This is a genomic window from Escherichia sp. 93.1518, from assembly GCF_013368915.2.
Classification (GTDB): domain Bacteria; phylum Pseudomonadota; class Gammaproteobacteria; order Enterobacterales; family Enterobacteriaceae; genus Escherichia; species Escherichia ruysiae.
On record NZ_JABWMT020000004.1, the window covers coordinates 1 to 26572 of the forward strand.

At 44.7% G+C, this 26572-nt stretch carries 27 protein-coding genes and 1 pseudogene; 6 read left to right on the forward strand and 22 right to left on the reverse strand.

Translation table 11 applies throughout. The annotated features are described in order from the left end of the window. From HEN21_RS03830 to tssB, 13 genes are all read right to left on the reverse strand, one after another. The coding region (locus HEN21_RS03830; RefSeq protein WP_183082901.1) for a DotU family type IV/VI secretion system protein at positions 1-609 on the reverse strand (609 nt) is incomplete at its 3' end. Positions 610-980: 371 nt separating this feature from the next. Beyond that, positions 981-2345: a type VI secretion system baseplate subunit TssK gene (gene tssK / locus HEN21_RS03835; RefSeq protein ID WP_176252138.1), complete on the reverse strand. Its 1365-nt coding sequence runs from the start codon at positions 2343-2345 to the stop codon at positions 981-983. A gap of 18 nt (positions 2346-2363) precedes the next feature. Then, a complete protein-coding gene (locus tag HEN21_RS03840) occupies positions 2364-2906 on the reverse strand; it encodes a type VI secretion lipoprotein TssJ (protein ID WP_176252137.1) in 543 nt (180 codons plus the stop codon). Between the two features lie 7 nt (positions 2907-2913). Next, entirely contained in the window at positions 2914-3990 is a 1077-nt protein-coding gene (gene tssA, locus HEN21_RS03845) for a type VI secretion system protein TssA (protein WP_176252136.1), read from the reverse strand. A 3-nt stretch (positions 3991-3993) separates the two neighbouring features. Next, complete coding sequence (locus tag HEN21_RS03850; RefSeq protein ID WP_175119173.1) at positions 3994-4293, reverse strand: PAAR domain-containing protein; 300 nt, start codon at positions 4291-4293, stop codon at positions 3994-3996. Positions 4294-4302: 9 nt separating this feature from the next. Further along, positions 4303-4770, reverse strand: coding sequence for a DUF6931 family protein (locus HEN21_RS03855; RefSeq protein ID WP_176252135.1), 468 nt, complete (start codon positions 4768-4770; stop codon positions 4303-4305). Positions 4771-4780: 10 nt separating this feature from the next. After that, positions 4781-6763, reverse strand: coding sequence for a type VI secretion system Vgr family protein (locus HEN21_RS03860; protein ID WP_176252134.1), 1983 nt, complete (start codon positions 6761-6763; stop codon positions 4781-4783). 12 nt (positions 6764-6775) lie between these two features. Continuing rightward, positions 6776-7708: a type VI secretion system baseplate subunit TssG gene (tssG, locus tag HEN21_RS03865; RefSeq protein WP_183082902.1), complete on the reverse strand. Its 933-nt coding sequence runs from the start codon at positions 7706-7708 to the stop codon at positions 6776-6778. Further along, complete coding sequence (gene tssF, locus HEN21_RS03870) at positions 7699-9501, reverse strand: type VI secretion system baseplate subunit TssF (protein WP_176251856.1); 1803 nt, start codon at positions 9499-9501, stop codon at positions 7699-7701. Before tssF ends, tssG begins: the two co-directional genes overlap by 10 nt. Next, positions 9494-9916: a lysozyme family protein gene (locus HEN21_RS03875; RefSeq protein WP_176251855.1), complete on the reverse strand. Its 423-nt coding sequence runs from the start codon at positions 9914-9916 to the stop codon at positions 9494-9496. The genes tssF and HEN21_RS03875 overlap by 8 nt, the downstream gene beginning before the upstream one ends. Before the next feature lie 9 nt (positions 9917-9925). Further along, positions 9926-10444 (reverse strand): type VI secretion protein, encoded by a 519-nt coding sequence (locus HEN21_RS03880; protein WP_286181323.1) that lies wholly within the window; start codon positions 10442-10444, stop codon positions 9926-9928. Positions 10445-10453: 9 nt separating this feature from the next. Further along, positions 10454-11932 (reverse strand): type VI secretion system contractile sheath large subunit, encoded by a 1479-nt coding sequence (gene tssC / locus HEN21_RS03885; RefSeq protein WP_105290044.1) that lies wholly within the window; start codon positions 11930-11932, stop codon positions 10454-10456. A 2-nt stretch (positions 11933-11934) separates the two neighbouring features. After that, the gene (tssB, locus tag HEN21_RS03890; protein WP_176251854.1) at positions 11935-12411 is read right to left on the reverse strand and encodes a type VI secretion system contractile sheath small subunit; all 477 of its coding nucleotides are present in this window, start codon (positions 12409-12411) and stop codon (positions 11935-11937) included. A gap of 580 nt (positions 12412-12991) precedes the next feature. Here tssB and HEN21_RS03895 point away from each other — a divergent pair. Further along, positions 12992-13288 carry an IS4/Tn5 family transposase DNA-binding protein gene (locus tag HEN21_RS03895; RefSeq protein WP_175119167.1) on the forward strand — a complete coding sequence of 99 codons (297 nt, stop codon included), beginning with the start codon at positions 12992-12994 and terminating at the stop codon, positions 13286-13288. Between the two features lie 220 nt (positions 13289-13508). On the opposite strand, the gene HEN21_RS03900 is transcribed toward HEN21_RS03895, so the two are convergent. The 3 genes from HEN21_RS03900 to HEN21_RS03910 form a co-directional block, all read right to left on the reverse strand. Next, positions 13509-14549, reverse strand: coding sequence for an IS481 family transposase (locus HEN21_RS03900; protein WP_176251853.1), 1041 nt, complete (start codon positions 14547-14549; stop codon positions 13509-13511). Between the two features lie 94 nt (positions 14550-14643). After that, a complete protein-coding gene (locus tag HEN21_RS03905; protein ID WP_176251852.1) occupies positions 14644-14889 on the reverse strand; it encodes a hypothetical protein in 246 nt (81 codons plus the stop codon). Further along, a complete protein-coding gene (locus tag HEN21_RS03910; protein WP_176251851.1) occupies positions 14889-15119 on the reverse strand; it encodes a hypothetical protein in 231 nt (76 codons plus the stop codon). The genes HEN21_RS03905 and HEN21_RS03910 overlap by 1 nt, the downstream gene beginning before the upstream one ends. Positions 15120-15237: 118 nt before the next feature. Between HEN21_RS03910 and HEN21_RS03915 the strand changes: the two genes are divergently transcribed. After that, a complete protein-coding gene (locus tag HEN21_RS03915; RefSeq protein WP_176251850.1) occupies positions 15238-15531 on the forward strand; it encodes a glycosyltransferase in 294 nt (97 codons plus the stop codon). Positions 15532-15535: 4 nt separating this feature from the next. On the opposite strand, the pseudogene tnpA reads toward HEN21_RS03915, so the two are convergent. After that, a pseudogene (tnpA, locus tag HEN21_RS03920) lies at positions 15536-16158 on the reverse strand (IS66-like element accessory protein TnpA). Positions 16159-16421: 263 nt separating this feature from the next. On the opposite strand from tnpA, the gene ibsE reads away from it, so the two are divergent. Further along, on the forward strand, positions 16422-16481 hold the full coding sequence (gene ibsE / locus HEN21_RS03925; RefSeq protein WP_001387082.1) for a type I toxin-antitoxin system Ibs family toxin: 60 nt from the start codon (positions 16422-16424) through the stop codon (positions 16479-16481). A 119-nt stretch (positions 16482-16600) separates the two neighbouring features. On the opposite strand, the gene hldE is transcribed toward ibsE, so the two are convergent. From hldE to ygiF, 3 genes are read right to left on the reverse strand one after another with little or no spacing between them, the layout of a single operon-like run. Then, positions 16601-18034 (reverse strand): bifunctional D-glycero-beta-D-manno-heptose-7-phosphate kinase/D-glycero-beta-D-manno-heptose 1-phosphate adenylyltransferase HldE, encoded by a 1434-nt coding sequence (gene hldE, locus HEN21_RS03930; RefSeq protein ID WP_176251849.1) that lies wholly within the window; start codon positions 18032-18034, stop codon positions 16601-16603. A 47-nt stretch (positions 18035-18081) separates the two neighbouring features. Beyond that, complete coding sequence (gene glnE / locus HEN21_RS03935; protein WP_176251848.1) at positions 18082-20922, reverse strand: bifunctional [glutamate--ammonia ligase]-adenylyl-L-tyrosine phosphorylase/[glutamate--ammonia-ligase] adenylyltransferase; 2841 nt, start codon at positions 20920-20922, stop codon at positions 18082-18084. A 22-nt stretch (positions 20923-20944) separates the two neighbouring features. Further along, positions 20945-22246: an inorganic triphosphatase gene (ygiF, locus tag HEN21_RS03940; RefSeq protein ID WP_176251847.1), complete on the reverse strand. Its 1302-nt coding sequence runs from the start codon at positions 22244-22246 to the stop codon at positions 20945-20947. 241 nt (positions 22247-22487) lie between these two features. On the opposite strand from ygiF, the gene HEN21_RS03945 reads away from it, so the two are divergent. Further along, positions 22488-23108, forward strand: a complete 621-nt coding sequence (locus HEN21_RS03945) for a TIGR04211 family SH3 domain-containing protein (RefSeq protein ID WP_001125317.1) — start codon at positions 22488-22490, stop codon at positions 23106-23108. A gap of 63 nt (positions 23109-23171) precedes the next feature. Continuing rightward, positions 23172-24410: a fused tRNA nucleotidyltransferase/2',3'-cyclic phosphodiesterase/2' nucleotidase/phosphatase Cca gene (gene cca / locus HEN21_RS03950; protein ID WP_105285403.1), complete on the forward strand. Its 1239-nt coding sequence runs from the start codon at positions 23172-23174 to the stop codon at positions 24408-24410. A 157-nt stretch (positions 24411-24567) separates the two neighbouring features. Here the strand turns inward: cca and bacA are convergent, their stop codons facing one another. Then, complete coding sequence (gene bacA, locus HEN21_RS03955; RefSeq protein ID WP_001305111.1) at positions 24568-25389, reverse strand: undecaprenyl-diphosphate phosphatase; 822 nt, start codon at positions 25387-25389, stop codon at positions 24568-24570. 90 nt (positions 25390-25479) lie between these two features. Further along, positions 25480-25848, reverse strand: coding sequence for a bifunctional dihydroneopterin aldolase/7,8-dihydroneopterin epimerase (folB, locus tag HEN21_RS03960; RefSeq protein WP_001295541.1), 369 nt, complete (start codon positions 25846-25848; stop codon positions 25480-25482). Between the two features lie 104 nt (positions 25849-25952). On the opposite strand from folB, the gene plsY reads away from it, so the two are divergent. Then, positions 25953-26570, forward strand: a complete 618-nt coding sequence (gene plsY, locus HEN21_RS03965; RefSeq protein WP_174561420.1) for a glycerol-3-phosphate 1-O-acyltransferase PlsY — start codon at positions 25953-25955, stop codon at positions 26568-26570. Positions 26571-26572 lie beyond the last annotated feature (2 nt).

Sequence of the window (26572 nt, forward strand, 5' to 3'; positions counted from 1 at the left end):
CACATACACCATAAATAATAATATAAAATAAATAACAATGATACCTGCAAGTGACAAACAAAAATTAAGCCACGATGATTTATTCTTTTTTTTTAATGCAGTCTTATTTTTTTCTTCCGCGATTATATTTAATCCGCATTGTTGCTTTAGCCTTGATATATAATCATTAATTTCATTATTATTGCTTACAGTATATTTACCTCTGAAGCCGAGTAAGAGACATAAGAGAAAAACCCATCCTGCCTGACTTCCAGATTCGATAACTTTATTAAGCACATTAAAAAACTCGACACCTCCTGTGGAATGTCCAAAATATTTAATCTGCAACAGTTCATTACGCCATTCTTTTCTGTAAGGAAGTTCAGAACACAATATTACCTCATCAAGCATAACGACTATTGAATAAAATGCCGCATCAAGTTCGCTGTCACTTAACGATATTTTTTCACTATTGCGAACAACGTCTTCAACAGTATCAATTATATGCTTTCTGGTACTGCCGTAATCACTATATTCTTCAGGAAAGACTTTAACAGATGATATGAGTCTAAATACTGGCATATAGCATTCAACGATATTCACCAGTACCTCCATAACATAAGCATTCATATAACATGTTTTGTCCCCGGAAACGATAATCTGTAATTGAAAATTTGCCCATTGATGCTGATATTCGCCAGATGAACGACATCCCAGCGAGCCATGCTGATGGTTCTCATTAATTGTTCGATCACCACTGCAGAGTTAGAAATACCATTCTTACATATGGTTATGACATGAACGCGATGCAGCTTCCTTCATCCCACGAACATTCTGCCATTTTCTTTTCTGCTATCCGCTTACCCTGTAGCGCCTGACAGATGTTGTACTGAGCTCCGGATTCCACTTCCGGAGAAAGGCATGTTTCAGGTACTGACAGTGGATGAATCGTTATCTGCCAGCCTCCGGATAGACAGATCCATTAGCCAGTTGAGGCTGGCTTACTGCATATTTTTTTCCTGCGATAATACTAACTCTACAAGTAAATCATCAGGACTACATGACCAATAAAATGCAACCCTTTTTTGAGCCTTATCTAACTTCCATAATTCTGAATGTTTATCTATCTTTAACAAGATTATATTTTCTCTTACCTGTAACTCAGATGTAACGACATCCATCACTGTAAAATTAATGCCTGGCAGTGCATGCTGAATTATCAGATCTATATGTTCGGATGGAGCAATCTTAATCTCTGACAATGCAATTGAATTATTCTTTTTGAAAGTATCTGAAGTTAATTTAATATAGTACTCTGAATTATTTCTGGAACTGTACTCATCAAAATCACAGATAAATGTATCTGTTGTTATTTTTTTAAACTCAACACTAATAATCTTATCTCTGCATAAATTTTCCAGCACTGCTTTAATATAATACTGCAGATGACTGAAACATGAAATCTGATCATAATGATTGTATGACAAATCAATAATTCTGGTATCTGAAAAACCAAAATTTCGAAATGTTGATATTTCCCCTGTGAACTGACATAATGCCATATAATACAACCATGGATGAATTGCATCTTCATTAATAAATGAAGAAAGAAGTGGTAATGTTCTGTTAATAGCACACAGAATCAAAAAATTATAAAGATGTCCATCAGACACTGTTCGTTCTGTATATCTATATTCTTCAAGTTTATTTTTGTAGGCATTAATATCAGAATGAATTTCTATGATTTTATCTCTGAGTTTGTGATTCGCTGATAACCTCATTGCAGGAAATGAACACTCATCATCAATACACAATACATTGTTTCCATAAATAACCCTTGTCAGAGGTAAATATTCAAAGTCAGTGCTATTCTCTTTTTCCTCATCTGTAACAATCTGAATATCATATTTTATTCTTGTAATACCAGCATCCTGACTGTCATGATAAACATTACGCATGTTGCTTTCATCTTCTGAACTTACCCATCTGACAGATCCTCGTTTATCATTTACGCTGGATACATTTTTATGACTAGAATTAAATCGCTTAAGAGCAAGCCACAAATTTACGGTGCCAGGATCTGTACCTCTGAGATTTGTCAGGCATTTATCCTGCACCACACAGTTACCCGGATACTCGATATAATACCCTGAAGATAAAACTGCTTTTATTTTTTCAATTCTGACAGTATCTTCTTTCAGAAGATCATCATTTATACGACATTCATAGTACCCCTGATGATGGGGTTGTGATAACTGCCTGGTTCTGGCAAGCATAAAACTATGATGCAAATCAATTGACTGAAAGTGCTGAGGTTGTAAATAAAGCCCTGAATACCAATAAACAAGTTGCTCTTCTTCTTGCATGCAGTAATACCTGTACAATTATTTTATACTGATACTTTCTTTACCCATCGATATCTTTTTAAAAAGAGGTGAAAGTGATGCATGTAATGATTTATTCCACCAACCTTCCTCAACAACATCAACTGGAATATCTAAAAGCAACATATGTTGCTTTCCTGGAAATGGATAGTATCCAGCAATAACGCCTATATATTTAGCCCCTTCACTTCTGTCTATATGTAGTGTTATCTCCTGCCCCGGCATTGCTATGTATTTATCAACTTTAAGAATACCATCAACTTTACCAGACCCGCTGAAAAACTGTCTAATTAACACAGGATTATTCATTAAGTCCTGTAATGTTTTTTTACCTGAAGCCTGTAAGAATAATAATGCGCAGCTATTGGATAGCTCGTTAAGTGAGTTTAATTGTGTATCAGGTGATATCTGAAAAGTAAGCAATCCCGCGCCAAATGGAGCATCAACATTATTAATGGCCTGCATTTTATCCTGCTCAGAATATTTATCAGAACAAGCAGTAATGAAAACTACAGCTATTAGTAGCAGATGCTTAATAGTCATTAATTTTTCATCCTTTTAAAACACGGTTTATTTGTTCCATAGAATCATTATCTTTAAGTAGTTCTTCAAGCCATTCTGACATAGTCATTGTTGACCAACGTACTGCTCTCTCAAGAAGATAAGGTACAGGACTGGTGGGTTCAGATTGCCTGAAAAAAATAGCTATTTTTTCCAGTTGTTCTATAGCTTTCTCCCTTGACATCTCTTTCTCTATTGAGGGTGTTAATGCAGTATAAAATTCCTTTTGTTCCTCCGGAAACGCCTTCCTTGTCACCCTGCTCTCAGGTTCAACCGAAAATTGTGAAACAGAATTGTTATCCTGTACTGCTTGCGGTAAAAAACGACTCAGTAACTCGATTATTTCACTGATAGTATTTCTGGTTTTTGCGAAAATATGATGTATGTTTTCATGCGTATGGAAAAAGTAAAAAGATTCAACCTCATCAATTTTGTCCGGCAAATCAGAAAACTGAAGAAATTGTTCATTAATCTTACGTGTATTATATTTACCTACAAATTTTTTGAACGATTCAACAGAGTGATCACCTTCGCTTTCTATTAATTTTTCCTTTCCATCTTCTGATAAACTTGCACCATGCTCAAACGCCAGCGCCTTATACCATTTAGAAAGTGTGATTTCTTTATCATCAAGAAGAGGATATGCTTTCAGATACTCTGATAACTCTATATCAAGACGAACTAATTTACTGTAACGTATTTCCAGACCTTCTTCCTGCGATGGCCAGCATGCAGTCCAGTACTGAGAAATAAATTTAGCAAGATATTCCAGTCCACAGCGCATCCCTTCCAGAGCATACAAATGCGTCAAGGACTCCACATACCAGCAACTAATCTGTAGGTCTTTACTCTTATTTCGTAAAGTAACCTCACATAATTTTCTTACTTTTCTCCAGTCAGCTCTGCGGGGTTCACTGACAGCCCATTCTCCCTGGAACATATAGTCTGGATCATTTTGTCTTGCTTCCCGTATTTCGCTATACACCGGATCATATTCAATATCATCACCTGCCGGCGATTCTCCTATAACAGGAAGCAGTAATGTATCCGTCTCAAATTTATTCATTTTTTATCCCATTAATACCTGAGGATACCCGCTGACAATTGTCCCTCCATGAGCACAGATATCACCCATTCGTGCAGCTGGTTTGCCGCATATAAAAACTTTAAAACTTCCCATAATGACGGCATCCACTGCTCCGGTACAAAGTGCCTGGGTCCCCAATGTAGCTGCCGGTAATCCACCAATGAGTACAGACGGAGAACCTGGCGGTAACAATGGCCCCCCTACATGGGGAACAGGTGGTAAACCAGGCGTCACCATAGGACATACATGCATATCAGTAACTCTTGCGGCTGGTTGAGGCATATACAGCTCCTAGGGTTGACGATTACACCAATGCTGAAAAAGAAAAAACACACCTTCATCAGGCGTATCATAATATTTACACGACTGATCCATTAATACTCCATAAATAATTTTTTTTTCTGAACATGACGGTGCATGGACTGGATCATATGGAGCCGGACTTAAACTTCCCTGTGATACAAATAATGATAACCCCAGTGCACCTGTCTGAGTGGAAAATCCAGCAGCCTCAGAATTTTTGAATATTTCCCAGCGTTGTTCATCATCGCCTTCCTTCCATTTAAAAATGGATTGTAAAAGAACTAAATCCTCTTCAGAAGATGACTGAGATATAAATTGTGCCAGCCATTTAATTAATGTTAACGAATCTGTGTTATTAATCCAGAAATCAAGCGCCTCCTGCCATTTTCCTTTTACCAGCATTTGCTCAATAGTTTTATTAATTTCCGGAACAGTGTTATTTTTAGCTTCTGTCATATGAAATCATTTATCCAATATTCACTATTCCACCTTTTATCTGTGTCATTGCAGAGCCCTGAAGCGTCAACATGGTGCCTTTTACTTCAGAAATCGCCTGACCTTCAAGCTTAAGCGTGGCAGCTTTAACCTCTGCTGATGCCTGCCCTTCTATGGTAATTTTAGCGGCTTTTATACTTACCCCTGATGTGGATATAGTTATCTCATTTACACCTACTTTTATTTTTATTGATTGAGTTGACTCAAGCGTAAGATTTTTATCGGTGATAAAACTACCACTTCCCCCGGTCACCTTGAGATTATAATTTCCATCTGAAACATTTATATCAATATTACCATGTACATCATTCTGTAAGTTACCTTCCCTAAGAATAAGTCTGTCATTCCCTTTTTTTATTTCAGAGTTTCGACCTTCAGCAATAGTTAATAACATGGAGTGGTTAATATTGCTGATCATATCCTTCTTTACTGTAAGGAGACAATCACCAGAAGAAGTTAATATAGCTTTTTCCTCATTTTCTTTATCATCAAAAACCAGTTGGTGACCTTCTCCCTTTTTACCATTCTTAACACTACGGGTGATAAATCCAGACTTACAATTATTCACAGGAAGAGAAAAAGGCGGTTTATTCCGGCCATTATACAGTGTTCCAACGATCACTGGATAGTCAGGATTACCCTGTATAAAACTAACCAGAACCTCACTGCCAATACGAGGAATAAACTGACTACCGAACCCCTCTCCGGACCATATCTGAGATACACGGACCCAGCAGGAGGTTTTATCTGTACCTGACGTTGACTGTTCACCCCAGAGAAAGCTGATTTTTACACGCCCATTTTCATCTGTATGATATTCTTCGGAATCAGGACCAACCACTCTGGCTAGTAAAACACCGGGAATAACGGGGGAATTAAACTCACTTTTGAAATTAAGCGAACTTTTATTATCTGAAGCACACAAATCACAATAACAAGATCCAGCATGCTCAATATCATTGTTGACAGCATTGAGATATAACGAAGTAATTCTGTAATCCTGTTTGTCCAGGCTGAAACGCTCCCCGCATGACAACCACCATGAATTTGTTTTTCCAGACCAGATTTTGAGTTCACTATCACATGATGCTATCAGAGCTTCAGAACGTTTTTTTATTAACTCACGTTTTCCCTCAGGAATAATGTCTTCATAAATTCCCTTGCTGGATTTAACATCAGTCATCTTACTTTCTGATTTTATCGTAATTTCATTGACATTACTCTCATTATAACCTGAAAGTGTCACAGCAGGGCATTTAAGATTTTCTGTGACAGACCATTCACTGATGTATCCGTGATGCGATTCCTTCAGATTTTCACCAGGTAAATGTTCTAGTTTATCATAAGATGCTTTAGGATGAGACGCAGGATCATCTGCTAAAGTCATAATATGCTTATCTTTATCATGAACAAAGAAGTAGTAAATTCCCGCATCAGACAAAACTCTATTAATAAAATTTAGATCAGACTCCTGGTACTGAATCTTATATTCCAGCAAATCCTGTTTTTTATATAAAATTACTTGTGGAGGAGTAAATAAACTGTCTTTTAAAATTGTGTTTACAATATCTGATGGTTTTATATTTGACCATACTCTTGTTCTTTTTCCAGATACCAACTCAGCTATTTCTGGCTGTAACACAATAATGCAGGTATACTGCATGCTGTTATCATAATTAAATATTACTTTTGTGACTACACCATGAATGAATCGTGAAGGTAACGAATTGTATTGTTCTCCAATCTCACAACTCAGACGCGTACCGTGTAACTGATCCAAGGAGTTATGATCAGTCCTACTAAAACATTTTATTTCATAAGTATATACATCAGATATTGATTCCCTACCTTTAATTTCAAGTGGGAATAATGATAAACTACAACCATGCAACCGAATAAAATGTTTATCCTGGAATTTATAATGTTCGCCAGATATAAGTATAGATTTAGCCATAATATATAGTCGTCAAAATACACAAAAGCATCGTTCTTTATGATTTTCTATTCCGGAGCCGAGTGAAAGATTAAAACCAAGCTTATTATTTACATTCAGTTGATTATCATTGTTACTGGGATAAATCTTCACATATATTTTAAATTTAAGAGCATCACCTATATATGATTTTATTTGTTGTCTGATAAAATAATGAAAATCCTTTCCCGGCATAAATTCCAGTGCTTTTTTATAGTCTACAGGTCCCAATACAACATCAAAATGTGAATCCACCACCCAGCGAACATTACCGATAACAGGACCTTCCCCCAGAGTATACTGACAATAACCAAGAACGCCCTGTTCATTGGGTTCTGTATTTTCAAAAGTGCCACGAAAAGGATTAATGGACACCCTGATTTGATATATTGACGAGAGTAACTGTTCAAGCCCGGCTAAGGATCTGACTGATTGTGCATAGAATGCTGTGTATGCCAGACCTGTCACACTAATTGTCTGAGAACTGATTCCGCCTAAAGACAAAAGAACATTGTTAAGAACATTATTATCTCTTCTGTTTTCATCTCCTGACAGATGCATTTTTTGCCATGCGAGATAGGACAGGCAATACATTCTATGGTTAAACATATCAATGAATGCTTTAGGAGCATCATCATTATAACGTAATTTTCTTTCAATCAACCATTCTGTATATGCGACAGGAAGAACCCCTGCAGCTCCGGTTAATCCATTGTCGAATAATGTGAGATGATACTTTCCGTCCTTCTCATCCTGATACAGATTCTCTATCTGACCATCAGGTGCATCTAAAGACAGACTTGATGTAAATCTGAAATATTCATCAACAACGTCATCAATACTTTCATCTGGCTTTAGAATTTTTTTCAATAACACACGAACTTTATTGAAAAAACTGAATTTACTTCTGTTATTAATCACAGCCATGATAACTTTCCTGCTCTTATCGGCCATACACGACGAGTGTGGTCCTCATGATCAATGACCGTAATCATGCGAGTAAAGCTATTTACAGGGGCATGAAGTCCAAGAAAGTGATCAAGGAAAGAACAAAACATGAAACATTCAGGGTGCATATCTGCATCCTTTGAAAGAATAACTGTAATATCAATTCCACGAGCTGTTACAGGCGGATATATGCCGGGTAAACGGGACGAAACTGGTGTAATCTGTAACTCTTTAATCCATTCAATAAAAATTGATATTGAGTGATTATTGTTGTAGTTATATATGGACAGCATTTCTCTCAGTTTCATTGCTCCATCAGTACCGCCAAGCAAAACAAAATTAAGAGATAACTGTGAAATAATTCTCCAGTTCATTCCTTTTAATGTCATAGCCGGCAACATTCTTGATGGGCGGTTCAAAGCTGTTATTCGCAGGTGAGCAATATCTATATCACAATCAAAATCACCATCAGGATCACCATTATTAATTGATGATGGAATATCACCATTTGTACATATTACATCAATTGAAAGGACATCCCCTGTCATAATACGCGACTGTACTCCACCATCATCGCTCAGACGAATATATAAATTTTCCTCAAAGTTTCTTCTTTCAGAAGACATGCGATAACATGAACTATGCCAGAATATGTTGCATGATTGTTGCATGACAGAATGTTCAAGTCCAAATAAATTTTTTAATGGGTACTGCCTGATTAAACTATTTTCATATCTGTGTAATGTTACTTTATTTATATCCCAGATTAATATTTCATTACGGGAATATAAATCCGAATTTACCTGATACTCATCCTGACCATCCGATAATCGTAAGGGTTCTGTTTTTTTCTCGAAGAGATTAACAACAGGGGAACAATTTACTCTAAAGAGCCCTTCAGAAATATTCTTTTCTATTTTATCCAGTTCATACTTTCCGGCACTGCTTTTTAATGTTATTACGAGTCTGAGAGAACTCCCTGAGCATAACTCAATTCCGGAGTCAAATTTTATATCAATAAAGTTAAATCGTTCTGGAAACGAAAAATAGTCCAGCGTGAGGTTATGTATGTAAGAAACATTCCCTGTTCGTGGTAGTGTTACTTCACCCTCATAAAATCCGGCACCGGATATATTAGTTCTGATACCATATAATACATCATTGTTTTTCTGCAAAACGATATTATCAATCTCATTGCACAATAATGTATATATTATACCAGTAACCGTTGACGGACCATTTAAATAAAACCTTACAAAATCAAGAGAGAAATTAGCCCCATCAAAAACGTCTAAATTTAACTCGATTTTCCATAAGGAAGATAAATTATCATAGTAAATTCTTGCTTCATTAACCGTTGCCGGGACGATAGTCAGAGGATATACAGTCCTAAACTGGCAGATGGTTTTAGATTTATGTTTAGTATATATCGAAGTGCCAGAAGGAACTTTATAAATGGATGTTATTCCACTGGATTTCCTATCTGGCTCAAATGAAACGATACATGATGATGGGTAGTGATACAAAAATTGGGGGGCAAGATTACGAAGCAATGCTTCCATCAACTCAGGTAAATCTTCATCTAATCTCTGATGAATTCTTGAGCTTAAAAAAGCAAAAGACTCCGTTAATCTCTGGATATGTGGATCTTCAGACACCCCCTGATTGTATCCAAGACGCCTGGCTATCTTTGGATATTTTTTCGCAAACTCAACACCTTGTTTTTTAAGAAAAACTAGCTCTTTCTGATAGTAGGATAATAGTTTATTCATCCAGTGAAAACTCTCCTGAGTTTTTATTCCATTTAATACAGAGTTTTACCCTGTCCATAAAAAACAGAGCAGTAACTGAAAAAAAAGAATAATTATCATCACTGGAAAGATGCTCAACAACAGGCTCTTCCAGCCGGGGCTCATAACGCTGGAGCATCAGTAATATTCTTGAAGAAATTTCGCCATTAACAGTATCACTATGCTCACCTGCAGAAACACTATATACTGATGACTTTATACCATAGTTCAGAACAGAACTATTAACAAAAGTCAGTTCATCTGTTTCAAGGTATGAAGGTCGTGATGATAATAACATTCCAAGCTCATACTTCAGATCATCTGAAGGAACAAAATTCATATTATCTTCCGATGAGCCCGGATTATCATCACGTAAAAAATGAAGAAACGAATGCATTCAGTATTTTTATACAAGTGCCTCTTTATATAGGCTATACTTTATTGGCCCCAACTTTTCCGTACTTTTTCCATCAGGTGATGGAATATTCATCTCAATTGAGACACTCTCTTCTGGAGTAAATGACAGCTCTAAAAACAGACTTGCGTCATGATCATGAGCCAACAAAACATCATGCAAACGGCAGCCCTGATAAATAACATTAAATGATGAATATACACCACTTGATTTCGTAGATTCCCTACGTAAAATTTCTATTATAATTTCTTTCTCGCCTCTCTTAAAAAAATTCTCCAAAACGTCTTGTATTTGTTTAGTAACTCTAAGTTTCAGATTAATTAAATCAAAAACAGTACCGTCAATGCCTGCAAAAGCATGAAATGCTTGAGGACAATGCCCCTCAAAGTAGTCACTAAAGTTACCGACTTTTGAATTTCCCTTTATAACTTTTCCATCAATGGTGATTTTTACAAACTCTCTGCTCCCCATATTACCATAAGCAGGAGCACCACTCATACGAGCACCCATAATAACCTCTTAACTTACACTTGATGGTAAATCTGCAACAAGACGCAATGACATGCTTAAGCCCTCAAGCTGAAAATGAGGTTTAATCCATGCAATTGCACGATAAGACCCTGGACTTCCAGTAATTTCAACAACTTCGACAGATGCTTCACGTAATGGATAACGAGCCTTTGTCTCCTGACCGGCGTTATCTGATGCCACAACATATTGCATGATCCAATTTTGCAGATATGTCTGACATTCTGTCCTAGACATAAAACTTCCCACTTTGTCACGAACAATCACTTTCAGATAATGTGCGAATCGTGACGTTGCTAATATATACTGAAGCTGGCTGGATAATTTTGCATTCGCATTAGCCTGATCAGTATTATACAGTCGCGGTTTATTCACCGACTGAACAGCAAAAAACGCTGCAAAATCAGTACCTTTACAGTAAACTAGTGGAATAAATCCGAGATCTGACAGTTCTTTTTCCCTACGGTCTGAGATAGCAACCTCAGTCGGACATTGTAAAAGTCGCTCACCTGTATGGGATACATAATTATAGGCCGGCAATGATTTAACCAAACCACCACCTTCCACACCACGAATTGCTGCACACCAGCCATACTCCTCAAAAGCATCAACTATCCGGCAGGCAAGTTCAAAAGCTGTATTTACCCATAGATAGTCTTTGCCAGAGTTGTCTTCACTAATATGCTCTTCAAAATTAAACGTCTCGGCGGGTACAGTCTTCATACCATATGGGATACGCCCCAGGGACTGTGGCAAAGTCAGTCCCACATAACGACTGTCATCTGTCTGCCTGAAACTACGCCAACGGGCATAATCTGTTGTTTCAAACAATTTTGCCAGATCACGCGGGTAGGGTAATTCGCTAAATGAATTCATAGACAGCATACCCGGAGCAATAGCACTCAAAAACGGGGCATGAGCACTGGCAGCAACATGAGAAATATGCTCCAGCAAATCAATATCCTGTGGTGTATTATCGAAATAGAAGTCACCCACAAAAGCAGAATACGGTGTTCCCCCGAACGTTCCATATTCGCTTTCATAAATATTTTTAAATAATACAGACTGATCGAAATCTGAGGCTGATTTAAAATCTTTGAGTAACTCTTTTTTAGTACAGTGTAATACCGTGTATTTTACATTTTCACTAACACTGGCCTGAACCAGCTTATAAAGTCCTGTCCATGCTGACTCTATTTTCTGAAACTCAGTTGCATGCATAATCAGACTAAGCTGCTCAGACATCAACTTATCAATATCAGCAATTCGCTTTTCAATGCTACCGATTAAATCACTGTTAATGACTAAAGAACCACTGGCAACTTCAGCAAGAAAATTATTAACCTGCAATTTAAATCTGCTTTTTTCAGAATCCTGTCTTACAGCTCTGGTATTATTTATAATTTCTTCAAGACAATCATCTGTAGCATACTGTGTTTCATTCTGCCCTACTGTTGATGCAATTGTCATGTTCATTCCTTACTTTCATCATTTTCAGGAGCGCAATTATTATTCACCAGTAATTCCTGAAGTTTTTCCTTCAGTTTCTCATTACTTGCAGCCCTGTTGCGCAGGTCACAAAGGTGAGACCTCAATTCCGATAACTTTTTAAGACATTCGACCTGTTGAATCACATTATCAGGAGAAAAATCGTCTTTGCAATTAAACATAAGTTCGACATTCAGTTTCCCTTCATTGCCTGGGATAACACTATCCACCATAAAATGAGCCTTCGGACTCATTGATGTCATAACTTCATCAAAATTATCTTTGTCTATACTGATGAATTTTCGTTCTCTCAATGGTTTTTCTGATGATGAATATTCACCTAAAACCCCAATGACAAGGGGTAACTCTTTCGCTGTTTCGGCAGCTCCGGTTTCAACATCGTACGTTATCTGTACTCGTGGAGGTCGGGCTTTATCGAGTTTATGTTGTGTATTACTCACTTTTGCTATCCTACAGTCAGTTTTTAAATACCTTTATCATGAAAAATTCATCAATTCAGATAAAAGCTTTTTGATGAGAATAGATTTCAAATGCAGTATAACCTGTCACTAGCAATAATTAGCATGGTACAATTATGCCCATATAAAAGTAAATGACATAGCTACCGCACGGCATTTCAAAATATTAAAACACCGATAAGACTTTCCTCCCCATTATGCTATAATTAGCATACAAAACCCTCAACTAACAAATAGATAAAAAAATAGCAAAACACGACCACACAAATGATCCTATCCAGCAATAGTGAACAACAGATTGGCATTAATACAATTTTTGGCAATTGAAACGCCTAGCTGGAATGATGCTTTGATAAGGGGTTCCGCCCCCATTTATTCCAAAATACTTAATAGTGATACTTATCTAACTGAATTAAATAGAGTTTATTTCGTTTTTTTGATCTTCTCCGTCAATCTACAAAATAGCATCTGAATCGTTCACCGTTTAGCATTCCATGCCCTTACTCATAAGTTGAAATGATAGTATTGTATTGAAAATACCATAGATTATTTCAGAGGTGTTATGCAAAACCGGGTTATTCAGGAGCTAAAATCGCTGGATATGGGAGATTCAAGACTTGAGAAAAGAGTAAAGCATATCCTGAGTATCCTCCGTCGTTCACCAGAAGAAAATATTCCCGTTTCCTGCCGTACCTGGAGTGAAACAAAGGCGGCTTCTCGCTGTTTCTCAAATGATAAAGTCTCTACCGATAAAATCATGGCTCCTCACAAAGAAAACATCATTGAAAGGGCTCAACAGTTTAAAAGAGTTTTAGTCTTACAGGATACAACTGAACTTAATTATTCAGACCAAAAATAAAAACAGAGCGTTGACCCCAAAAAACATAAAGATGAAAGAAATTTACTTCTTCATCATCAGTGAGTCAGATGTTTGTCTTGGATTTTATGATGACTGTCAGTGGTTCAGAGACGAATTAAAAACTGGTAAAAATACCCGACAAGAAATCTGCAATGATTTACTTGTATTAGCTCAGACCTGAGCTGACAGTTACCGGTTATTTATACAGATATCTGTCAGATTACATCTGGCTTAAATTTTTCTCGGCCCAGATGCGCTTTCCATCAAGTAACGTTTCCATTGGCGTCCGCCCATTGCACATTTTTCCCTGATGGGTTCGCTCATTATTATAGTGAGCCAGCCATTCATCAAGAGCCGACTGTAATGTATCAAGATCGCCGTACAGTTTTTTACGGAACGTTTGCTGATAAAATTCGTTCAGTATTGTTTTATGGAACCGCTCGCAGATGCCGTTGGTCTGCGGGGACATCGCCTTCGTTTTCGTGTGTTCTATGTCGTTTATTGCCAGATAAAGCTGATAATCATGCTGCTCTACTTTGCCACAGTACTCTGTGCCTCTGTCGGTCAGTATTCTCAGCATCGGCAGGCCATGAGACGCATAAAACGGCAGTACACGATCGTTCAGTAAGTCAGCCACGGTAATCGGTGTTTTGGTGACGTAAAGCTTACAGTGAGCCACTTTCGAGTACGTATCAACGAACGTCTGCTGATAAATACGCCCGACACCTTTCAGGTTGCCTACATAGAACATGTCCTGCGAATCCAGATATCCCGGATGAGCCATTTCGATTTCGCCACAGACCTCGTCATCACTGGCTTTACGCTCCAGTGCTGCAATCTGGCTGTCAGTTAGCTCAATGCCATCACGGGCTACTTTTTCTTCCAGTGCTTTCAGACGTTTTTTGAAATTCTCAAGGTTATGGCGTAACCAGACAGAACGGACACCACTGCCGGAGATAAAAACGCCCTCTTTACGCAGCTCGTTGCTGGTCCGGTGCTGACCGTGTGCCGGGAAAGCGACGGCGTAGTCAACAACAGCCTGTTCAGTTGCCTCATCAGTACGGTTCTTAAGGTTAGGAGCGCGGCAACTACGATTAATCAACGCATCCACACCGCCTTCATCGCCCAGTTCGCGGTAACGATAAAACGTATCACGCGAAACGCCCATGATTTTACAGGCTTTTGATACGTTACTGAGTTCTTCAGCCAGATTGAGCAAACCGGCTTTGTATTTGATAACGGGATTGGTAGTATGAACCATGAGAGTTACTTCGTGTTTTGTATAAGGATTCGACACCCATATCAAAACCGGTAACTCTCAACCTTTCAAGGCTCAGTGTCAGATCAAGTCGCGACTAATACACATAAGAATATTCCTGCTTATTCTGGCAATAGTATTCCACTCTCTGCGTGCTCTGATCCACGCCCTGCGGCGGCGTGCCATAGCCAGCCAGATCATCTGCGGCAATAACATCCGTCAGATACCCCAATTTTATATCAACCTCTGTCACTGTGTAGAGCTGATTGAATTTTGACGGCGGGTTGCTGTTTTCCATTTCCTGCGTCTGTTTATTCCACGCGAACAGATACGCCGTGGCCATTATCTGCTCGCCCGCCACCAGGAGTTTTTGTCCGCCGGATAACAAAATACGGTATTCCAGCCCCTGATAACCGATTTCATTGCGCCCGAGCAGAACATCATCTTCATCAATAACTGCGCGTCTTTACAGACAAAATCCGGTGCCCGGTACGTCCGCTTCACCCCTTCCGGCACGGTGGGCTGCTCCTGCGGAATTTCAAATTTGATTTCCTGCAGACGACGGTAATTCACTCCCTTGTGCAGATAAGCGTCTTCAACAAGACAGGCATGGATGTAATAGGTCTTTCCGGCCTCGAAATTAGAGAAGATACGGGCACTGGCGGAAACCGATATCGTAGTTTTCCCGAGTATGCAGGAAAGCTACGGTATTGGTGGGCTGGAAGCATTGTTGTCGAACTGCGCACTGATTGCCACGCCGGGATTAGGTATGGATACGGAATACGCTTGTGAACCGACAATTGCTGCAATACAGAAACGAATTATTGCTTACCTGTCTGATGTAGAACAACTGCGTGAAGACCAGAAGGCGCAGATATTCCGCAATAGTCTTAATCGACCTAAGTTCACGTTAGGTAAGATGTGCGAGTCGTATATTGATGTTTGGCAGGAATTGTATAAGAAGCTACAAAAAGAACAGCAGTGAATCATTATGGTCGTGTCTGTAATAACGCCGGCGTCAGTTCACCTTTCAGCCTGAGGGTTCCGGCTGGCAGAACCAGCTCGCAGCACAGACTGTCGGTCGGTGTGTTTATCTGCTCAACCTGCACTGGTGCCGGGATTTTATTATCCGGCTCCGGAGTTAACGTCACGGGAAGCAGCGATGTTTCATGTTCGCCGGGCGGCTGCAGGCCGCCGTTACATCAGAGATGCCGCCAGTTGAAGAGCAGGTTATCGTTGATTCCGTTCTCACGAGCTATTTGTGCGACACAGGCACCGGGTAAAAGAGTTTGCTGAACAAGTCTCCATTTAAACTCCAGTGAAAATTGGTTCCGGCGGGTTCTCTCTGCTTTCACAGGCGGAGTCACTGTCGGGGCTGAAGGGTATCTCCCCGGGAAAAGAGCCCGGGCCAGTTGCCTGCAGGAATATTCACCGGAAAGGGGACAGTCAGTGAATACCTAGTGAAATCGCCTCACCAGAGAAAAATGGCGGTTTTGCTGACACCTGTCTGCGCAGAAATGCGCGGGTACGACAGTGATTCGTCAAATCTGAGCTGTAGCACACGCAGGATCAATTCCGGATTGTCTGCCAGTACCGCCTTTCGTGCGTTCATCTTAAATGTCCTTTTACTGCGAAAATGGACATTAGTATCAGAAACAGGAAAAGGGAGCGAAAGACGGTTTAAATGAGTCGGTTACCTAAAAATTGCAACTGATCAGCTTGTTGCAGCGTTTTGCGAGTCGACTCGGGGAAGGTAAAACTGCATCAGAGAAAGCATTGCGCGGGGTCTGGCGCTCATCAACAATCGGGGGGTCAGTAAGGGGCTGAAACGGGAAAGCCCCTCCCGAGGAAGGGGCCTTATAGAAGGAAAGGGTTATGATGAAGTTCGTCATCATACTGGTTGTGTTGTTACTGTTAAGTTTCCCGACTTACTAACAACTCATCAGAGGGGGGAGAAATCCTCCCTTACCCTTGTTCCTTTACTTTAGGTTGAAAAAACAACAGCGTCAATAGGTCTACCTGGCACGAAACGAGATCTGTGAACCGCTTTCCGGTTAGCCTTTTTTATCCTGTTGGATCTTCTTGATGATGTTGGTCGTCGAGCAACCGTCTTCAAAGTTGAGCACCAGCACTCCACCGCCGTTGGCCCAGACTTCTTCACTCCCGGCGATCTCTTCCGGTTTATAGTCGCCGCCTTTCACCAGCAGATCTGGCAAGATGCCGGCGATCAGGCGCTGCGGCGTGTCTTCTTCAAACGACACCACCCAGTCGACAGCTTCCAGTGCGCCCAGCACAATCATACGCTGTTCGAGCGGGTTAACCGGACGAGAATCCCCTTTCAGGCGTTTGGTGGAAGCATCGCTGTTCACTGCGACAATCAAGCGGTCACCCAGTTTGCGGGCGTTTGCCAGATAGGATACGTGCCCGGCATGTAGGATGTCGAAGACACCGTTGGTCATCACCACTTTTTCGCCGCGTTTACGCGCCGCCGCTACAGCCAGCTTCAGCTCCTCTTCGGTCATCACACCAAAGCCGGTGTCCGCACGTCCACGCACCGCGTTTTCCAGCTCAATGGGAGAAACCGTGGAGGTTCCCAGTTTGCCGACCACTACGCCAGCCGCCGCATTGGCAAAGAAGCAGGCTTCTTCCAGAGAATTACCCGCCGCCAGCGTTGCCGCCAGTACGCCAATTACCGTGTCGCCCGCACCGGTAACGTCATACACTTCCTGCGCCTGAGTTGGCATATGCAGCGGCGCTTTACCCGGTTGCAGCAGGGTCATGCCTTGTTCGGAGCGGGTCACCAACAGAGCCGAGAGTTCGTAATCGGCAATCAGTTTCATGCCGCGCTCAACAATCTCTTCTTCGGTCTTACATTTACCGACAACAGCTTCAAATTCTGACAGATTCGGCGTCAACAGCGTAGCGCCACGGTAACGTTCAAAATCGGTGCCTTTTGGATCAATCAGCACCGGAACGCCCGCCTTACGCGCCAGTTGGATCATCTGCTGTACGCTTGCCAGCGCACCTTTCGCGTAGTCAGAAAGCACCAACGCGCCAATCGAACTCAGCGCCTGATTAATCCGCTCATGCAGCGGCTGCGGATCAACACCTTCAAAACCTTCTTCGAAATCCAGACGGATCAGCTGTTGGTTGCGGGAAAGCACCCGCAGTTTGGTGATGGTCGGATGCGTTGGCACAGAAACGAAGTCGCATTTTACGTTGACGTCCGCCAGTGATTTACTCAGCGCACGCGCCGCATCATCAATACCGGTCAGCCCGACCAGGCGAGCGTTAGCACCAAGAGAAGCGATGTTCATCGCCACGTTGGCTGCGCCGCCCGGACGTTCTTCAATGGTATTGACTTTAACCACGGGCACCGGCGCTTCCGGCGAGATACGGCTGGTGGGACCGTACCAGTAACGATCCAGCATCACATCACCAACCACCATCACTCCTGCACGTTCAAACTCTGGCAGCGTTACTTTCATTCCTGTCTCCTGAGAGATTCAAAATTTGCGCGCGATAATATCACACTTCATTCCTCCACCAGCCACTTCTGCCAGCTTGCCCGCACCAGTTCACGCTCTGCGGTGAAGCACTTCTCCGGCACATGACCCGGTAATTCCTGTAACGCCAGATGATGAAGTTCATCGCGCAGCGTAGTGTAAGCACGGGTCAGCGCCATCGCTTCCTGCTCTTCCATAATGTCGTTTTGCGCCAGCAGTTCCAGAATGCGTACGTTGTCTGACCAGCGCGTTAACTTCGGTTTTTCATGAGCGTAGCGCAACACCAGATATTGAGTAATAAATTCGATATCGGTAATTCCGCCTTCATCGGCTTTGATATCAAAGCGATCGCGATGTTTATTGCCGAGATGAGCGCGCATTTTCTCACGCATTTCCCGTACTTCCGTTTGCAGAGTTTTACTTTCACGCGGCAGCATCATAATTTCCCGACGCACCGCGTCAAAGTGCGCAGTGAGCTGTGGATCGCCATACACTACCCGCGCACGCACCAGTGCCTGATGCTCCCACGTCCAGGCCTCGTTTTTCTGATAATCGGCAAACGCTTCTGCGGATGTCACCAACATTCCCGCCGCCCCGGACGGACGCAGCCGCGCATCCACTTCATACAAAATGCCGGAAGAAGTACGCGTACTGAACAGATGCATAATGCGTTGCGCCAGACGCAGATAAAATTGCCGCCCGTCGATTTCCCGCTCGCCGTCAGTCATCACATCCATCGGGCAATCATGGAGGAAGATAAGGTCAAGATCGGAACTGTAACCTAACTCCCAGCCGCCCAGCTTACCGTAGCCGACCACCGCAAAACCACGGCCTTCGCGTTCGTTTAAGTGATTCGGTTTACCGTAGCGGGCGACCATTTGAACCCACGCCTGCTGAACGACGGCATCTATCATGGCTTCCGCCAGCCAGGTTAAGTGATCGCTCACTTTCATTACTGGCAACGTGCCAGCAATATCCGCCGCCGCGATGCGTAACAGTTGCGCCTGTTTGAACTGACGCAGCGCCTCAAGCTGTTGTTCTTCGTCATCTTCCGGCACGCGCAGCAAATACTGGCGCAACTCATCACGGTAGGCATCGGTCGCCGTCGGTTGGTAGAGGGTATTTGGATCGAGCAGTTCATCCAGCAATAATGGATAACGCGCCAGCTGGCTGGCAATCATCGGCGATGCAGCACACAGAGAAATCAAATGCTTAAGTGCCGCCGGAAATTCACTAAGCAGCTCAAGATAAGTAGTGCGAGTAACAATCCCCACCAACAAGGCGGTAATGCGCGACAGCGTGACAGCAGCGTCTTCACGCGCACAGACATCACTTAGCAGATGCGGCATCAGATGGTCGAGCACCTGACGCCCGCGAGGCCCAATGGTGCGTTTATCCAACTCTTTGCGGAAATCGGCAATCAGCGTCAGCACCTGTTTGCGATCATCTTCGCTAAGATGCGCCAGTACCAGCGTAGTGTCATCTTCCTGCAACGCATCCTGCCACAACTCACGCCACTGTTCCGACAGCGACTCTTCCTGAGTTTCGCTTTCGTCGTCGCCAATCAGTTCATTAAACACCCGACGCACATTTGTCATATGTCCGGTCAGTGCCCCGGTCAGTTGCGGCCAGTCAGCGAAATCCATTGCCCACGCCAGCCGCGCACGGTTAAGCTCATCGGCGGGAAGCGTCTGGGTTTGTTCGTCGTTAATGCTTTGCAGCAGGTTTTCCAGACGCCGCAGGAACAGATATGCCACTCGCAATTGTTCGGCATCATTTTCAGAAAGCAGATGCAGCGCGGCAATGGCGCTGAGTGTCGGCAGTAAAGAGCGCGATTGCAGCGACGGTTCACGTCCGCCGCGAATGAGCTGGAACACCTGGACGATAAATTCAATTTCGCGAATACCGCCCGCGCCAAGTTTGATGTTGTCGGTCAAACCGCGTCGACGCACTTCACGGGCAATCATCCCTTTCATGTTGCGCAGCGACTGAATCACGCTGAAATCGATGTAACGGCGGAAAACAAACGGGCGCAGCATTGAACGCAATTCGTTAGCATAGACGCCATCGCTATCGCCCATAATCCGCGCCTTGACCATCGCGTAACGCTCCCAGTCGCGCCCCTGCTCCTGGTAATAATCCTCCAGCGCCGCAAAGCTCAACACCAGCGGGCCACTTTCGCCAAACGGACGCAGACGCATATCCACGCGATAGACAAAGCCATCCTGCGTCGGCTGATCCAGCACTTTAATCAGCCGCTGGCCCATGCGGGTAAAGAACTGAGCGTTATCCAGTTCGCGGCGTCCGCCCTGCGTACAGCCATGTTCCGGCCAGGCAAAAATAAGATCGATATCTGAGGAGAAATTCAGTTCCCCGCCACCCAGCTTGCCCATGCCTAAAATCAGCAACGGTTGCGCTTCGCCCTGCGTATTGCACGGCGTTCCCCACTCGCGACAGCAGGCTTCATGCAGCCAGTCGCGCGCCGCGACAATCAGCGTCTCCGCCAGATGGCTGAGCTGCTGCAAAATGCTCTCTTCAGTAACCAGTGCCAGAGTTTGCGCCCAGGCGATGCGCACCATAATGCGCCGCCGGAACAGACGCAGCTCGCGCATTAAACTGACTTCATCGCTTACATCACTGAGCGCCTTCTGCAACCATGCAGCGTAATGCTGCCATTCGTCGGCCTGCGGCGGCTGGCTTTCCAGTTCCGTTAGCCACTCTGGATGCGCAATTACGCTGTCCTGCACAAAATCACTAAAAGTAAGTACTGACTTCGCCTGTGTGCTAAGTGATTCCTCGGCTAAAGGCGCTGGCAGCCGCTCAACAACGGTCTGCCAGTACTGCTGTAACGGTGAAGAGAGCGGCTTCATAAGCGATTTTATCCTTGCCTGATTAACGTTTTCCGCTGTGCAACCAGAACGGTTCCTGATTGTTTGCCTCATTACGGAAATGTTCAATTTCAATGCGTTGCCCGGTCGCAATGGCGTGACGCAGTCCCTGCCAGTTCTCCAGCCAGGCTTGCGCAACGAGAGGATCGTAGTAACCCGCCAGCAACAGCATTGAGTCAATATCACGCGTCAGACGTGGTAACTGGTCACGGTAGCGATCGCCCAACGGTTGGCAAAAAACGCTTTTCAGTTCAGCAGCATGGCGGGAAAGATGGATATCGGCAAAGCGTTTAAAGGAATCGCTCATTTTGCCCTGCGCTTTGGCATCTAAAAACGGCTGCCAGGCTTTGCTTACCAGCCATTCGGTCAACGCCAGCTTCGCCATTGCCGTTTCGGTAGAGTAGACCGCCGTCACGGCAGAAACCGCAGAAGCAATGGTCGCCTCGCATTGGGTCAGCAGGTCACGTAAGTGAGTGCTCGCTTTCCTTGGCACAATACCACCGAACAGCATCAGCGTATGGCGAACAAGGCCGATGGCTGCCAGCACCTGCTCTTTCGCCGCATCGTTGCCGCGCACCCACAGCTCTTCATGATATTGCCATTGCGCTAACGCCAGCTCCAGCGCCGCTTCCAGCCCCTGTTCCACATCGGCTTTTGCTGCAACATGCAAAATGGTGGTGGGTTTGATTTCACGCGCGGGATTGCCCTGCGCCAGATGATAGCCACGCGCCGCTTTACTCAGGCTGCCCTGGCGTAATCCGGTTTGCGATACCAGTTGGTTCGCCAGTTTCAGCACCGCGCGTGTTTCACCGCTAAGCAGCTCCAGTTCCAGCTCACAGATAGGTTCAGCAAATTCACCCGCTTTCACCTCGCCCTGATCGAGAGCGATTTCAATCTGGCTGCCATCGACCTCCACCAGCCATTTTTCGCGATAAAAATCGGTGCTGAACAGCGGCTGCACGCGGGACGCGAGATCGGCAGGTAACTCACCGTTTGGCCAGACTTCCGTCGGTAACAGCGCCAGGTCGAGCGTCGGTTCACTCAACACCACGTTATATTCCGGGCGCTGGTGCAATCCGCCCGTTACCCGTCCGGCAACTTTCATGGTCATCTCATAGCGACCGTTTTCGCCACGAATACGCAGCCCCATGTCGTGCCCACGCAGCCAGTTATCCGGCGTTTCGTAGTAAATATTCAGCAACTGCACGGAGTCATGGTGCTCGCCGCCCAGCGTATTGAGATGGTCACGCAACGCCTCAACGGCACTGTGATTAACAATAAACTTTAATTCGATTTCCTGAGCCATGGCCTTTACTTATCGGTTATGTCACATAAGTGACGATGAACGGCGAACTAAATGCGATCTTTTTTGTCAGTAGATAGTATTTTGCGCCAAATTGCCATGCAACGAGCATTTTGACGGGCGTAAAAGTTTGAGACAGTGGCAAAAGCTGACACAGAGGATTCCGATTGATACCGAATGCTTTGCGCAGCAACACTGATGCCACTACTATCGTTCCACTTTCCATGACAATAACGACAGCCTGATGCCAAAATTACGCCTGATCGCACTAACTTTACTCGCGCTTAGCGCCACTGCCGTCTCTCACGCGGAAGAAAAACGCTATGTTTCTGACGAACTGAACACCTGGGTTCGCAGTGGTCCGGGAGATCATTATCGCCTCGTGGGCACCGTGAACGCCGGTGAAGAAGTGACATTATTACAAACTGACGCCAACACCAATTATGCCCAGGTGAAAGACAGCTCCGGCCGTACCGCCTGGATCCCGTTGAAACAACTGAGCACTGAGCCAAGCCTGCGCTCCCGCGTGCCAGATCTGGAAAATCAGGTCAGAACCCTGACCGATAAGCTCACCAATATCGATAACACCTGGAATCAGCGCACCGCAGAAATGCAGCAAAAAGTGGCGCAGAGCGACAGTGTGATCAACGGGTTAAAAGAAGAAAATCAGAAGCTGAAAAACGAACTGATTGTCGCGCAGAAAAAAGTCGATGCCGCCAGCGTTCAGCTGGATGACAAACAGCGCACCATCATCATGCAGTGGTTTATGTATGGCGGCGGTGTGCTGGGACTTGGCTTGCTGCTCGGTCTGGTATTGCCACACCTGATCCCAACGCGCAAACGTAAAGATCGCTGGATGAACTAAATCGCCTTCTTCGTTGCACTGTCTTATTATTAGGAATTGTGTATTTGACGAAGGGAAGATGGCGTGAAGATTTATCTGGTCGGTGGTGCGGTTCGGGATGCATTGTTAGGGCTACCGGTCAAAGACAGAGATTGGGTGGTGGTCGGCAGTACGCCACAGGAGATGCTCGACGCGGGCTACCAGCAGGTAGGCCGCGATTTTCCTGTTTTTCTGCATCCGCAAACCCATGAAGAGTATGCGCTGGCACGTACCGAACGGAAATCCGGCTCCGGTTATACCGGTTTTACCTGCTATGCCGCGCCAGATGTCACACTGGAAGATGATCTTAAGCGTCGCGATCTGACCATCAATGCACTGGCTCAGGATGATAACGGCAAGATTATCGACCCGTACAACGGCCTGAGCGATCTGCAAAATCGTCTGTTGCGCCATGTTTCCCCCGCGTTTGGCGAAGATCCGTTACGCGTTCTGCGCGTGGCGCGTTTTGCTGCGCGTTATGCCCACCTCGGTTTTCGTATTGCCGATGAAACTCTGACGCTGATGCGCGAGATGACCCATGCGGGTGAACTGGAACACCTGACGCCTGAACGGGTATGGAAAGAGACGGAAAGCGCCCTCACCACCCGCAATCCACAGGTGTTCTTCCAGGTACTGCGCGATTGCGGCGCACTTCGCGTTTTATTCCCGGAAATTGACGCACTGTTTGGCGTTCCGGCCCCTGCCAAGTGGCATCCGGAAATCGACACGGGTATTCATACCTTAATGACGCTCTCAATGGCGGCGATGCTGAGTCCGCAGGTCGATGTCCGTTTCGCAACTTTATGCCACGATCTCGGTAAAGGACTGACGCCGCCAGAACTCTGGCCGCGTCATCATGGTCATGGCCCGGCGGGTGTTAAGTTAGTGGAACAACTATGCCAGCGTCTGCGCGTGCCAAATGAAATTCGCGATTTAGCCAAACTGGTGGCTGAGTTTCACGATCTCATCCACACCTTCCCAATGCTGAACCCAAAAACCATCGTCAAATTGTTTGATTCCATCGATGCCTGGCGTAAACCGCAGCGTGTCGAGCAACTGGCGCTGACCAGCGAGGCCGACGTGCGCGGCAGAACCGGCTTTGAAGCGGCTGATTACCCACAAGGGCGCTGGTTGCGCGAAGCCTGGGAAGTGGCGCAGTCAGTACCGACAAAAGCGGTCGTTGAAGCGGGATTTAAAGGCGTGGAGATTCGCGAAGAGTTGACCCGACGCCGGATTGCGGCGGTAGCCAGCTGGAAGGAACAACGTTGCCCAAAACCTGAGTAAGTGTTGGATATATAACTAAAAATTAGTGCGAACTGTCCCCTCGCCCCTCTGGGAGAGGGTTAGGGTGAGGGGAACAGGCCAGTACCAGAGCGAACAATTACCCTCACCCCGGCCCTCTCCCTAAAAGGGCGAGGGAGAAAACCGGGCCTGCTCCGAATCAAAAGAACACAACGTACACCGCAGCCGCCACAATAAAGCGATAAATGGCGAACGGGATAAACGAAATGCGCTTAATCAATTGCAGGAAGGTTTTAATCGCAATCAGCGCCACTACGAAGGCGGTGATAAACCCAACGGCAAACATCGGGATATCGCCGGTTGTCAGGAAGCCCCAGCTTTTGTAGAGATCGAGCGCCGTTGCGCCCATCATCATCGGCACCGCCAGCAGGAACGAGAACTCAGAAGCGGCGTAGCGGCTCACGCCCATCAGCATCCCGCCGGAAATAGTTGCCCCAGAGCGGGAGAAACCCGGCCACAGCGCCAGACACTGGAAACAGCCAATCATAAACGCCTGACGATAGGTCATATCATCCAGACCCGGCGCACGCGGCTCTTTCGGCTTCAGGCATTCGGCGGCAATCAGCAACAGACCGCCGACGACCAGCGCATACATCACATTTATCGGGTTAAACAACGACTTAATCGTATCGTGGAATAAAAGTCCCAACACCACCGCCGGGATCATCCCCAGCAAAATGTGGATCAGCGTTAAACGACCTTTGCTTTCTCCTTCGTGCTGCAACGGGCGGCCAAAGTGGATGCCAATCAGGCCAAACAGACGCCGCCAGAACATCACTACTACCGCCAGAATTGATCCTAACTGGATCACGACTTCAAAGGTTTTCGCCGTGTCGCCCTCAAACCCCAACAAATGACCGACAATAATCATATGGCCCGTGCTGGATACCGGCAGAAATTCTGTCAATCCTTCGACCACACCCAATATTGCCGCTATCAGCAGCGAGTGCATATCGCTCATCAATAAACCCCTAAATTATAAAAATGTACCGCTTGTCCGAACTACTGCAGTATGACCAGGTTATAACCGTTTGGTTTAACAGCTGTAAAATTAATTATTTTCTTTCAGATTATTGCCACGCTCAATGATGACGCCAACATTCGCTGCACGCGCCACTGCGCCTGGTTTGCTGAGTTTGATACGCACCCACGGCGAGTTAAAGCGTGCTAACAGCAGTTCCGCCACCTCTTCCGCCACGCGTTCCACCAGCGCAAAACGCGCGCCCTCGACGTGGCTGACCACCGTTTCTGCAATGTCAGCGTAGCTGAGACAATCCGCCACATCATCGCTTTTCGCCGCTTTACGGTTATCCCACGCCATTTCGATATCGAACACTAACTTCTGTTCGATGGTCTGTTCCCAGTCGTAAACACCAATAGTGGTGATTACCGAAAGTTGCTCTATAAATACAATATCCATCACGTCCTGCCTGCTTTTTGGCTAACCGGATACCACTTCCGGCGAAATGTGCGTATTATCCACAGATTCATCGTTGAACACGAATTTTCAAAACGGAACAGCTTATGAGTGCAATCGCGCCTGGAATGATCCTCATCGCGTACCTCTGCGGCTCCATTTCCAGTGCCATTCTGGTTTGCCGCTTGTGTGGGCTGCCCGATCCGCGAACCAGCGGCTCCGGCAATCCAGGCGCAACCAATGTGTTACGTATCGGTGGCAAGGGAGCAGCCGTAGCAGTACTGATTTTCGACGTTCTGAAAGGAATGTTGCCCGTCTGGGGCGCGTATGAATTAGGTGTCAGCCCCTTCTGGCTAGGCTTAATTGCCATCGCCGCCTGTCTTGGACACATCTGGCCCGTTTTCTTCGGATTTAAAGGAGGAAAAGGCGTTGCTACCGCTTTTGGTGCCATCGCACCAATTGGCTGGGATCTCACCGGAGTAATGGCGGGAACCTGGTTACTGACCGTGCTATTGAGCGGATACTCGTCGCTGGGAGCGATTGTCAGCGCACTGATTGCTCCGTTTTACGTCTGGTGGTTTAAGCCACAATTTACCTTCCCGGTTTCTATGCTCTCTTGCCTCATCCTGCTGCGTCATCATGACAACATCCAGCGTCTGTGGCGTCGCCAGGAAACAAAAATCTGGACGAAATTTAAAAGAAAGCGAGAAAAAGATCCGCAGTGATT